General features: G+C 63.5%; 5 protein-coding genes, 3 rRNA genes and 1 pseudogene. 2 read left to right on the forward strand and 7 right to left on the reverse strand.

The features are described 5' to 3' along the window. Positions 1 to 41: 41 nt before the first annotated feature. The 4 genes from rrf to QA861_RS17250 all read right to left on the reverse strand — a co-directional run bounded on the left by rrf (position 42) and on the right by QA861_RS17250 (position 6,842). Positions 42 to 158, reverse strand: a 5S ribosomal RNA gene (rrf, locus tag QA861_RS17235). 90 nt (positions 159 to 248) lie between these two features. Next, positions 249 to 3,372 (reverse strand): 23S ribosomal RNA (locus QA861_RS17240). 313 nt (positions 3,373 to 3,685) lie between these two features. After that, a 16S ribosomal RNA gene (locus QA861_RS17245) occupies positions 3,686 to 5,212 on the reverse strand. Together the 16S, 23S and 5S rRNA genes form the textbook arrangement of a ribosomal RNA operon. Before the next feature lie 622 nt (positions 5,213 to 5,834). Beyond that, entirely contained in the window at positions 5,835 to 6,842 is a 1,008-nt protein-coding gene (locus QA861_RS17250; protein ID WP_334589204.1) for a stage II sporulation protein M, read from the reverse strand. A gap of 130 nt (positions 6,843 to 6,972) precedes the next feature. On the opposite strand from QA861_RS17250, the gene QA861_RS17255 reads away from it, so the two are divergent. Together QA861_RS17255 and QA861_RS17260 are read left to right on the forward strand one after the other, a co-directional pair. Continuing rightward, positions 6,973 to 7,914: an RDD family protein gene (locus QA861_RS17255; protein ID WP_334589205.1), complete on the forward strand. Its 942-nt coding sequence runs from the start codon at positions 6,973 to 6,975 to the stop codon at positions 7,912 to 7,914. Positions 7,915 to 7,967: 53 nt separating this feature from the next. After that, positions 7,968 to 8,899, forward strand: a pseudogene (locus QA861_RS17260) (IS5 family transposase). A 15-nt stretch (positions 8,900 to 8,914) separates the two neighbouring features. Here QA861_RS17260 and QA861_RS17265 read toward each other — a convergent pair. The 3 genes from QA861_RS17265 to QA861_RS17275 form a co-directional block, all read right to left on the reverse strand. Then, positions 8,915 to 9,532 carry a hypothetical protein gene (locus QA861_RS17265; RefSeq protein WP_334589206.1) on the reverse strand — a complete coding sequence of 206 codons (618 nt, stop codon included), beginning with the start codon at positions 9,530 to 9,532 and terminating at the stop codon, positions 8,915 to 8,917. 169 nt (positions 9,533 to 9,701) lie between these two features. Further along, positions 9,702 to 11,159, reverse strand: coding sequence for an adenosylhomocysteinase (gene ahcY, locus QA861_RS17270; protein ID WP_334589207.1), 1,458 nt, complete (start codon positions 11,157 to 11,159; stop codon positions 9,702 to 9,704). Positions 11,160 to 11,430: 271 nt separating this feature from the next. Beyond that, positions 11,431 to 12,408 carry a cation diffusion facilitator family transporter gene (locus tag QA861_RS17275; protein WP_334589209.1) on the reverse strand — a complete coding sequence of 326 codons (978 nt, stop codon included), beginning with the start codon at positions 12,406 to 12,408 and terminating at the stop codon, positions 11,431 to 11,433. Between the last annotated feature and the right edge of the window lie 2 nt (positions 12,409 to 12,410).

Genomic DNA, 12,410 nt, shown 5'->3' on the forward strand with positions numbered 1-12,410 from the left:
CCCCGGACCGGTTTCCCGGTACGGGGCTTTTCGCAATATTTGTTCGGCGGTGTCCTACTCTCCCACAGGGTCCCCCCTGCAGTACCATCGGCGCTGTGAGGCTTAGCTTCCGGGTTCGGAATGTAACCGGGCGTTTCCCTCACGCTATGACCACCGAAACACGGTGAAACACATATCAACCGCACCACCCGTGACCTTGGGCGGGGTTGTTCGTGGTTTCAGAACCAACACAGTGGACGCGAGCAACTGAGGACAAGCCCTCGGCCTATTAGTACCAGTCACCTCCACCCGTTACCGGGCTTCCAGATCTGGCCTATCAACCCAGTCGTCTACTGGGAGCCTTACCCCATCTAGTGGGTGGGAACACTCATCTTGAAGCAGGCTTCCCGCTTAGATGCTTTCAGCGGTTATCCCTCCCGAACGTAGCCAACCAGCCATGCCCTTGGCAGGACAACTGGCACACCAGAGGTTCGTCCGTCCCGGTCCTCTCGTACTAGGGACAGCCCTTCTCAATGTTCCTGCGCGCGCAGCGGATAGGGACCGAACTGTCTCACGACGTTCTAAACCCAGCTCGCGTACCGCTTTAATGGGCGAACAGCCCAACCCTTGGGACCGACTCCAGCCCCAGGATGCGACGAGCCGACATCGAGGTGCCAAACCATCCCGTCGATATGGACTCTTGGGGAAGATCAGCCTGTTATCCCCGGGGTACCTTTTATCCGTTGAGCGACGGCGCTTCCACAAGCCACCGCCGGATCACTAGTCCCGACTTTCGTCCCTGCTCGACCCGTCGGTCTCACAGTCAAGCTCCCTTGTGCACTTACACTCAACACCTGATTGCCAACCAGGCTGAGGGAACCTTTGGGCGCCTCCGTTACTCTTTAGGAGGCAACCGCCCCAGTTAAACTACCCATCAGACACTGTCCCTGATCCGGATCACGGACCCAGGTTAGACATCCAGCACGACCAGACTGGTATTTCAACGACGACTCCACAAACACTGGCGTGCCCGCTTCAAAGTCTCCCAGCTATCCTACACAAGCCGAACCGAACACCAATATCAAACTATAGTAAAGGTCCCGGGGTCTTTCCGTCCTGCTGCGCGAAACGAGCATCTTTACTCGTAGTGCAATTTCACCGGGCCTATGGTTGAGACAGTCGAGAAGTCGTTACGCCATTCGTGCAGGTCGGAACTTACCCGACAAGGAATTTCGCTACCTTAGGATGGTTATAGTTACCACCGCCGTTTACTGGCGCTTAAGTTCTCAGCTTCGCCCAACCGAAGTTGGACTAACCGGTCCCCTTAACGTTCCAGCACCGGGCAGGCGTCAGTCCGTATACATCGCCTTACGGCTTCGCACGGACCTGTGTTTTTAGTAAACAGTCGCTTCTCGCTGGTCTCTGCGGCCACCCCCAGCTCGGAGAGTAAATCTCCTCACCAGTGATGGCCCCCCTTCTCCCGAAGTTACGGGGGCATTTTGCCGAGTTCCTTAACCATAGTTCACCCGAACGCCTCGGTATTCTCTACCTGACCACCTGAGTCGGTTTAGGGTACGGGCCGCCATGAAACTCGCTAGAGGCTTTTCTCGACAGCATAGGATCATCCACTTCACCACAATCGGCTCGGCATCAGGTCTCAGACTATGTGGTGTGCGGATTTGCCTACACACCGTCCTACACCCTTACCCCGGGACAACCACCGCCCGGGATGGACTACCTTCCTGCGTCACCCCATCACTCACCTACTGCAGGTCTGGTCCGTCGGCTCCACCACTCCCCCTTGCCCGAAGGCTCCGGGGCGGCTTCACGGACTTAGCATCGCCTGGTTCAATGTTTGACGCTTCACAGCGGGTACCGGAATATCAACCGGTTATCCATCGACTACGCCTGTCGGCCTCGCCTTAGGTCCCGACTTACCCTGGGCAGATCAGCTTGACCCAGGAACCCTTAGTCAATCGGCGCACACGTTTCCCACGTGTGTATCGCTACTCATGCCTGCATTCTCACTCGTGAACCGTCCACCACTAGCTTCCGCTGCAGCTTCACCCGGCACACGACGCTCCCCTACCCATCCCAGCCCCCGTTGGGGGTATGTGCTGGAATGACACGACTTCGGCGGTACGCTTGAGCCCCGCTACATTGTCGGCGCGGAATCACTAGACCAGTGAGCTATTACGCACTCTTTCAAGGGTGGCTGCTTCTAAGCCAACCTCCTGGTTGTCTGTGCGACTCCACATCCTTTCCCACTTAGCGTACGCTTAGGGGCCTTAGTCGATGCTCTGGGCTGTTTCCCTCTCGACCATGGAGCTTATCCCCCACAGTCTCACTGCCGTGCTCTCACTTACCGGCATTCGGAGTTTGGCTAAGGTCAGTAACCCGGTAGGGCCCATCGCCTATCCAGTGCTCTACCTCCGGCAAGAAACACACGACGCTGCACCTAAATGCATTTCGGGGAGAACCAGCTATCACGGAGTTTGATTGGCCTTTCACCCCTAACCACAGGTCATCCCCCAGGTTTTCAACCCTGGTGGGTTCGGTCCTCCACGAAGTCTTACCTCCGCTTCAACCTGCCCATGGCTAGATCACTCCGCTTCGGGTCTTGAGCGCGCTACTAAATCGCCCTATTCGGACTCGCTTTCGCTACGGCTTCCCCACACGGGTTAACCTCGCAACACACCGCAAACTCGCAGGCTCATTCTTCAAAAGGCACGCAGTCACGACCCACAGAGTAAACTCTGTGAGCGACGCTCCCACGGCTTGTAGGCACACGGTTTCAGGTACTATTTCACTCCGCTCCCGCGGTACTTTTCACCATTCCCTCACGGTACTATCCGCTATCGGTCACCAGGGAATATTTAGGCTTAACGGGTGGTCCCGCCAGATTCACACGGGATTTCTCGGGCCCCGTGCTACTTGGGTGTCTCTCAAACGAGCCGTTGATGTTTCGACTACGGGGGTCTTACCCTCTACGCCGGACCTTTCGCATGTCCTTCGCCTACATCAACGGTTTCTGACTCGCCTCACAGCCGGCAGACTGTGAAAGAGAGATCCCACAACCCCGCATACGCAACCCCTGCCGGGTCTCACACGTATACGGTTTGGCCTCATCCGGTTTCGCTCGCCACTACTCCCGGAATCACGGTTGTTTTCTCTTCCTGCGGGTACTGAGATGTTTCACTTCCCCGCGTTCCCTCCACACACCCTATGTGTTCAGATGTGGGTGACAGCCCATGACGACTGCCGGGTTTCCCCATTCGGAAACCCCCGGATCAAAGCCTGGTTGACGACTCCCCGGGGACTATCGTGGCCTCCCACGTCCTTCATCGGTTCCTGGTGCCAAGGCATCCACCGTGCGCCCTTAAAAACTTGGCCACAGATGCTCGCGTCCACTGTGCAGTTCTCAAACAACGACCAACCACCCACCACCCCACCCTGACAGGCGAGTTCACTGGGGCCGGCACTGAAGACACAACCTCACGGCCATACCCTCAGACACCCAACAGCGTGCCCGACACCCCTTACCACTCAGATCAGCTTTCCACGCCCCGAAGGACAGTACTCACAGCCTGAGATGGCTGAGGTGCCGAATAATCAACGTTCCACCCATGAGCAACCACCGCCGGACGTATGCCGACGTAATGGCCCTGGACCACCAAGCTTGCTTGGCGGCCTAGATGCTCCTTAGAAAGGAGGTGATCCAGCCGCACCTTCCGGTACGGCTACCTTGTTACGACTTCGTCCCAATCGCCAGTCCCACCTTCGACAGCTCCCTCCCCGTAAGGGGTTGGGCCACCGGCTTCGGGTGTTACCGACTTTCGTGACGTGACGGGCGGTGTGTACAAGGCCCGGGAACGTATTCACCGCAGCAATGCTGATCTGCGATTACTAGCAACTCCGACTTCATGGGGTCGAGTTGCAGACCCCAATCCGAACTGAGACCGGCTTTTTGAGATTCGCTCCGCCTCACGGCATCGCAGCTCATTGTACCGGCCATTGTAGCACGTGTGCAGCCCAAGACATAAGGGGCATGATGACTTGACGTCGTCCCCACCTTCCTCCGAGTTGACCCCGGCAGTCTCCTGTGAGTCCCCATCACCCCGAAGGGCATGCTGGCAACACAGAACAAGGGTTGCGCTCGTTGCGGGACTTAACCCAACATCTCACGACACGAGCTGACGACAGCCATGCACCACCTGTACACCGACCACAAGGGGGCACCCATCTCTGGATGTTTCCGGTGTATGTCAAGCCTTGGTAAGGTTCTTCGCGTTGCGTCGAATTAAGCCACATGCTCCGCTGCTTGTGCGGGCCCCCGTCAATTCCTTTGAGTTTTAGCCTTGCGGCCGTACTCCCCAGGCGGGGAACTTAATGCGTTAGCTGCGGCACCGACGACGTGGAATGTCGCCAACACCTAGTTCCCACCGTTTACGGCGTGGACTACCAGGGTATCTAATCCTGTTCGCTCCCCACGCTTTCGCTCCTCAGCGTCAGTAATGGCCCAGAGATCCGCCTTCGCCACCGGTGTTCCTCCTGATATCTGCGCATTTCACCGCTACACCAGGAATTCCGATCTCCCCTACCACACTCTAGTCTGCCCGTATCGAATGCAGACCCGGGGTTAAGCCCCGGGCTTTCACATCCGACGCGACAGACCGCCTACGAGCTCTTTACGCCCAATAATTCCGGACAACGCTTGCGCCCTACGTATTACCGCGGCTGCTGGCACGTAGTTAGCCGGCGCTTCTTCTGCAGGTACCGTCACTTTCGCTTCTTCCCTGCTGAAAGAGGTTTACAACCCGAAGGCCGTCATCCCTCACGCGGCGTCGCTGCATCAGGCTTTCGCCCATTGTGCAATATTCCCCACTGCTGCCTCCCGTAGGAGTCTGGGCCGTGTCTCAGTCCCAGTGTGGCCGGTCGCCCTCTCAGGCCGGCTACCCGTCGTCGCCTTGGTGAGCCACTACCTCACCAACAAGCTGATAGGCCGCGGGCTCATCCTGCACCGCCGGAGCTTTTAACCCACCCCCATGCGAGGAAAGGTATTATCCGGTATTAGACCCCGTTTCCAGGGCTTGTCCCAGAGTGCAGGGCAGATTGCCCACGTGTTACTCACCCGTTCGCCACTAATCCACCCCGAAAGGCTTCATCGTTCGACTTGCATGTGTTAAGCACGCCGCCAGCGTTCGTCCTGAGCCAGGATCAAACTCTCCGTGAATGTTTACTCGGCCAGTAAATTAATACAGCCGGCGCACACACACGAGAGCGGAACAGTCAAGCGGAATAAGCCCGACCGTTCACAGCGTCCTCGCTGTGTTTGTGTTACTTCAAAGGAACCTCAACCCACAGATAACTCTGTGAGCCGGGGTATCAACAAATCTGGCGTTGATTTTTGGCACGCTGTTGAGTTCTCAAGGAACGGACGCTTCCTTCGTACTCACCCAAGAGACTCTCTCAGGCTTTCCTCCGGGCAGTTTCCCTTCGGTACTACTGTTTTACTGTCTAGCTTGTCTTGCTGTCCTGCGTTTCCGACTCTATCAGACCGTTTCCGTATCCGATTTCCTCGGTGCTTTCCAGGTTTCCGCTTTCGCGTTTCCCTTTCCGGCGAGTCCGACTTTATCAGAAGTTTTTGGCCGGACTGACCGGCTGTTCATTCCTGAGATTCATCGGGATGTGGCCCTCAAGAATCCAAGTCCTCGAGAAACCAGTAGATTTTCACTGCCACCGCCGAGCCTGTCCGGCTCTAGGCAACTGCTCTAATCTACCTCCCCACCAGCTCCGCGTCAACGGCTCTTGTGGGGCGAAGAGGAGACTAGCAGTCCGGCAGCCGTGTTCGCACATCAGGCAGCTGTGGGGACAGCCGCGCTGCGCTCGGCCGCTTCCAGGTCACCCGTCTCGCCGGCGCGGGCGGCTCGACCGCCGAGGACATATACGTAGGCGAGGAAGGCCAGTTCGGCGACGACACCGATCGTGATGCGCGCCCATGTGGGCAGGCCGGACGGGGTGACGAAGCCTTCTATGGCGCCCGAGACGAAGAGGACGAGGGCCAGGCCTATCGCCATGCCCAGGGCGGCTCGTCCTTCCTCGGCCAGTGCCGCGCGGCGGGAACGTGGGCCCGGATCGATGACGGTCCAGCCGAGGCGCAGGCCCGTACCGGCCGCTACGAAGACCGCGGTCAGTTCCAGGAGGCCGTGCGGCAGGATCAGGCCGAGGAAGGTGTCGAGTCGGCCCGCCGACGACATCAGGCCGAGGCCGACACCCACGTTGAGCATGTTCTGGAAGAGGATCCAGATGACCGGAAAGCAGAGGAAGACTCCCAGGACCAGGCACATCGCGGCGGCCTGGGCGTTGTTCGTCCACACCTGGGCGGCGAAGGAAGCGGCGGGGTGGCTGGAGTAGTACGTCTCGTACTCGCCGCCGGGACGGGTGAGGGCGCTCAGGTCGTCGGGGGCCGCTATGGAGGACTGCACTTCGGGGTGCGTACCTATCCACCAGCCCAGGAGGACCGCCACCGCCGTGGAGATGAGCGCGGTGGGGACCCACCAATGGCGCGATCGGTAGACCGCGGCGGGGAAGCCGTGTGTGAGGAAGCGGGTGACGTCACGCCAGGACGCGCGGCGGGTTCCTGTCACGGCACTACGCGCGCGTGCCACCAGTTGGCTGAGCCGGCCGGTGAGCTGGGGATCCGGCGCGCTCGACTGGATGAGCGAGAGATGGGTGGCAGTGCGTTGGTAGAGAGCCACGAGTTCGTCCACCTCGGCTCCGCTGAGGCGGCGCTGGCGGCGCAGCAGTGTGTCCAACCGGTCCCACTCGGCGCGGTGGGCGGAGACGAAGACGTCGAGGTCCATCGTTTTGCCTGCTCCTCGGCTGTTCGTCGACTGCACGTCGTGGGTGTCGGCTTGTCGTACTGCGGCGCGATGCGCCTTCAGCTTGGCAGACTGGCGGTTCCACGGGCAGGTCAGGGGAAGGACGGCAGGCGTGAGTGAGCTGGTTACGGGCGAGGCGGTGGCGCTGGAGTTGCGCCCCGCGAAACTGCCCAGCAGGGCGCTTGCCGTGTTGCTGGACCTTGTTGTGGTCGGGCTGGTCTACACCGTGGTCACCATTGTTCTGGTGATATCCACGGCCTCGCTGGACGAGGCGGCGCAGGTCGCTGTCTCCATCGCCGCGTTCCTTCTGGTTCTGGTGGGTGCGCCGATCGCGGTGGAGACACTCAGCCACGGCCGTTCGCTCGGCAAGATGGCGTGCGGTCTGCGGGTCGTGCGGGACGACGGGGGGCCGATCCGGTTTCGGCATGCGCTGGTACGGGGCGCCGTCGGAGTGGTCGAGATTCTGATGACGTTCGGGGTCGTGGCTTGTATCGCCTCGCTCGTTTCGGCGCGGGGACGGCGGCTCGGCGATGTTGTCGCGGGCACGCTCGTCGTACGGGAGCGAGTACCCGTCGGTCAGACCGCTTTCGTTCCTCCGCCACCGCCCTGGTTGTCCGGGCGGTTCGCGGAGCTCGATCTGTCGGCCGTGCCCGACGGCTTGTGGTTGGCCGTACGTCAGTATCTGACGCGTGTGCGGCAGCTGGATCCGCAGGTGGGCTGGGCCATGGCCGCGCGGCTCGCGGCCGATGTGGCGGCGCGTACGGGGACTCCGGCGCCGCCGGATGTTCCACCGGCCGCCTATCTCGCGGCCGTGGTGCAGGAGCGGCAGGTACGGGAGGCTCGGCGGGCGTTCGGGAGCGCACCGGTGGGCAGCGGGCCCGGGGCGCCTCAGTTCTTCGGGGCTCCGCTGCCGCAGCCGCCCGCTGGGGGCCCCTATCCCCCTGTCGCCGAAGCCGCCGCCCCCGCCCCTGCCCCGGTCGTAGAAGCTGCGCCGCAGGATGAGGCCGAGGCCGGTGGTCGCCGTTCCTCCGGCGGGTTCGCGCCGCCCGCCTAGGACTTGTCCGCCCGATCATGTGACTGTCTGACTGTTGGCTCGTTGTGTCAGGCATGGGGCGGGGTGACTTGACGGATGGCGAGTGGGAACGGCTGCGGCCGTTCCTTCCGGTCAGCAACGGGCGTTGTGGCCGGTGGCGGGATCACCGGCAGGTGATCGACGGGATCCTGCACCGGGTGCGGACCGGGGTGCAGTGGCGGGATCTGCCCGAGCGGTTCGGTCCGTGGAAGACGGTCTATGAACGCCACCGGCTGTGGTCGGCCGACGGCACCTGGGAGTGTCTGCTGCAGCAGGTCCAGTCCGCGGCCGACGCGGCCGGTGAGATCGACTGGGACATCGCGGTGGACTCCACCATCGTGCGTGCGCACCAGCATGCGGCCGGTGCTCGCACCGATCCGCCGCCGGCCCCCGGCTCAAAGGGGGCCGAAGTCCCAGAACACCAGGCCGAGACGCCGTGGCAGAGCCTGCTCGCCCGCCTGGTGGAGGTGGTGCAGGAGGTGAGGGCCTGGGCCGCTCGCGCGGCGGGTTCACCAGCAAGCTCCACCTGAGCGCCGACGGGTGCTGCCGACCGCTGTCCCTGGTCGTCACCGGCGGCCAGCGCGCGGACTGCACCCAGTTCGAGGCCGTCCTGGAGAAGATTCGTGTCCCCCGCGGCGGGCCGGGCAGGCCCCGCACCAAGCCCGACAGCCTCGCCGCGGACAAGGCCTACAGCAACGGCCCGTGCCGCCGGTACCTGCGCCGCAGGGGCATCCGGCACACCATCCCGGAGAAGACCGACAGCCAGGCCGCCCGCCGGCGCAAAGGTTCGCGCGGCGGACGGCCACCCGGCTTCGACGAAGAGCGATACAAGAAGCGCAACACCGTCGAGCGGGCGATCAACAGGCTCAAGCAAGCCAGGGCCGTGGCCACCCGCTACGACAAACGCAGATACGTCTTTCTCGGCACCGCCACCGTCGCAGCCCTCGTCATCTGGCTCCGCACATGATCGGGCGGACAAGTCCTAGTCGGCGAACGTGGACGGCGGGGACTCGAGGTGTTCCAGCTCGAGTCCGGGTGCGGCGAGGACCACGTCGCCGGCGATGTGCACGGCGTGCTGTTCGCCCGTGTCCAGGGCTGTGACCTGGTATTCGTCCACTGTCAGGGGGCCGTTGTCAGTGGCATGTGCTTCTCTTTTCACCAGGGCCCAGGACTGGTCCACGGTGCGGGGGGCGAGGACCGGGTCGGTGAGGGCGACGAGGCGTACGCGGGTTGCGGCGGCGGAGGGGGTGAGGCGCAGTAGACGGGCGGTGGCGACCAGGAACCCGGGGGATGTGCCGGTGAAGGCATGGGCGCGGACGTTGCCTTCGGTGGCGTGAGTGCCGGTGGGGTCGGTGCGGACCCAGGTGACGCCGTCGAGTGCGGCTCCTCGGACCTGCCAGCTCGCCGCGTGGAGTTCGAGGCGGATCGGACGGCCCAGGTCGTCGAGGGTGAGGTCGACGGAGCCGCTGTGGTCGCCCGAGGGGGTGGTCAGTTGGGAGACGTAGCGCCAGCCGGAGGGGCCGGGGGCGCAGTGGAAGTGCTCTTCTGCGAGGGGTGTGTGATCGTGTGGATCGTGGAGCGAATAGCGGCCGCGGGGCATGGGGGTCCTGGGTTTTTCGGACTGTCGGTGTCGCTTGAGACTTCGAGTCTCTGAGCCTCGGCAAAAGGGGCAGGCCCCCGGCACGGGGGTGCGGGGGCCTGCCTCGGAGGTCCTGCTGGTGGTGAGTGCGTCAGTGCGCTGACGTGCTCACCACTGGCTGGGTGCCGGCTCAGTAGCGGTAGTGGTCCGGCTTGTACGGGCCCTCGACCTCGACCCCGATGTACGAGGCCTGCTCCGGGCGGAGCGTCGTCAGCTTCACGCCGAGCGCGTCGAGGTGGAGACGGGCGACCTTCTCGTCGAGGTGCTTGGGCAGCACGTAGACGTCGGTCGGGTACTCGTCGGGCTTGGTGAACAGCTCGATCTGGGCCAGGGTCTGGTCCGCGAAGGAGTTGGACATCACGAACGACGGGTGACCGGTGGCGTTGCCCAGGTTCAGCAGGCGGCCCTCCGACAGCACGATGAGGACCTTGCCGTCGGGGAACTTCCAGGTGTGGACCTGCGGCTTGACCTCGTCCTTGACGATGCCCGGGATCTTGGCCAGGCCGGCCATGTCGATCTCGTTGTCGAAGTGGCCGATGTTGCCGACGATCGCCTGGTGCTTCATCTTGGCCATGTCCGAGGCCATGATGATGTCCTTGTTGCCGGTCGTGGTGATGAAGATGTCGGCCTTGTCGACGACGTCGTCGAGGGTCGCGACCTGGTAGCCGTCCATCGCCGCCTGGAGCGCGCAGATCGGGTCGATCTCGGTGACGATGACGCGGGCGCCCTGTCCGCGCAGGGACTCGGCGCAGCCCTTGCCCACGTCTCCGTAGCCGAAGACGACCGCGGTCTTGCCGCCGATGAGGACGTCGGTGGCGCGGTTGATGCCGTCGATCAGGGAGTGGCGGCAGCCGTACTTGTTGTCGAACTTCGACTTGGTGACGGCGTCGTTGACGTTGATCGCCGGGAACAGGAGGGCGCCGTCGCGCTGCATCTCGTACAGACGGTGAACGCCGGTCGTGGTCTCCTCGGTCACGCCGCGGATCTCCGAGGCGACCTGGGTCCACTTCTGCGAACCCTCGGTGATGGTGCGGTCGAGGAGTTCGAGGACGACGCGGTGCTCGTCGGACTCGGCGGTGTCGGCCGAGGGGACCTTGCCGGCCTTCTCGTACTCGACGCCCTTGTGGACGAGCATGGTGGCGTCGCCGCCGTCGTCCAGGATCATGTTCGGTCCGCCGGTGGGGGTGTTCGGCCAGGTCAGGGCCTGCTCCGTGCACCACCAGTACTCTTCCAGGGTCTCGCCCTTCCAGGCGAAGACCGGGATGCCCTGCGGGTTCTCGGGCGTTCCGTTCGGGCCTACCGCGATGGCGGCGGCCGCGTGGTCCTGGGTCGAGAAGATGTTGCAGGACACCCAGCGGACCTCGGCGCCCAGGGCGACCAGGGTCTCGATCAGGACGGCGGTCTGCACGGTCATGTGCAGTGAGCCCATGATGCGGGCGCCGGCCAGCGGCTGGGTGGCGGCGAACTCCCGGCGGATCGACATCAGGCCGGGCATCTCGTGCTCGGCGAGGGTGATCTCCTTGCGGCCGAACTCGGCCAGGGAGAGATCGGCGACCTTGAAGTCCTGTCGGTTGTCGACAGTCGTCATTACGGGCTGCTCCTCAAGGAAGGGGTGAGGTGGGTACGGCTGTTCTGCGCGGCGGCGGACACAGGGGTGCCCGAAGAGGGCACAGACATGCCCGGGTACGCGCAGCGCAGTCCGTCGGAGGCCCTCTCTCCCTCGGCCGGTCCGCGGTGGGACCGCCCGACCGCCATCAGCAGCGACGTCTGGCTCCGTCCCAAGCTACACCTGTCGGCCCGACCGTCCCCAGTCCGCCTGCGAACACATCCGGACAGATCCACACCGAGCGGAGGGGAACTCAGTGGGCGGCGGGCTGGGCCGGGCCGCCCGGGGTGGCCTCGCGGTCGGGACCGTGGGCGGCGTCCTTGTCGCTGTAGATGTCCGGTTCCAGGTAGATGACGCGGGCGATCGGGACGGCGGCGCGGATACGGGACTCGGCGGCGTTGATCGCGGTGGCCACCTCTGCGGCGGTGTCGTCGTGCTGGACGGCGATCTTGGCGGCGACCAGGAGTTCCTCGGGGCCGAGGTGGAGCGTGCGCATGTGGATGATGCCGGTGACGGTGTCGCCGTCGACGATCGCCTTCTCGATCTTCATGACCGCTTCCGGGCCCGCGGCCTCGCCCAGCAGCAGGGACTTGGTCTCCACGGCCAGCACCAGGGCGATCAGGATGAGCAGGATGCCGATACAGAGAGTGCCGATGCCGTCCCAGACGCCGTCGCCGGTGGCGAGGGCGAGGCCGACGCCGCCGAGGGCCAGGACCAGGCCGACGAGCGCGCCGAGGTCCTCCAGGAGGACGACGGGCAGTTCAGGGGCCTTGGCATGGCGGACGAAGTCCTTCCAGGACTCTTTGCCGCGCAGCGGGTTGGACTCCTTGATGGCCGTACGGAAGGAGAAGCCCTCGGCGATGATCGCGAAGACGAGGACGCCCACGGGCCAGTACCAGTGCTCGATGTCGTGCGGGTGCTTGATCTTCTCGTAGCCCTCGTAGATCGCGAACATGCCGCCGACCGAGAAGAGCACGATGGAGACGAGAAAGGCGTAGATGTACCGCTCGCGGCCGTAGCCGAACGGGTGTTGGGGGGTTGCCTCGCGCTGGGACTTCTTGCCACCGAGGAGGAGCAGTCCCTGGTTGCCCGAGTCGGCGAGCGAGTGCACGGACTCGGCGAGCATCGACGACGAACCGCTGAAGAGGAACGCCACGAACTTCGCTGCCGCGATCGCGAGGTTGGCGCCGAGTGCCGCCACGATCGCCCTGGTGCCGCCTGACGCGCTCATGT

It is taken from the genome of Streptomyces sp. B21-083, from assembly GCF_036898825.1.
In the GTDB taxonomy this organism is placed as follows: domain Bacteria; phylum Actinomycetota; class Actinomycetes; order Streptomycetales; family Streptomycetaceae; genus Streptomyces.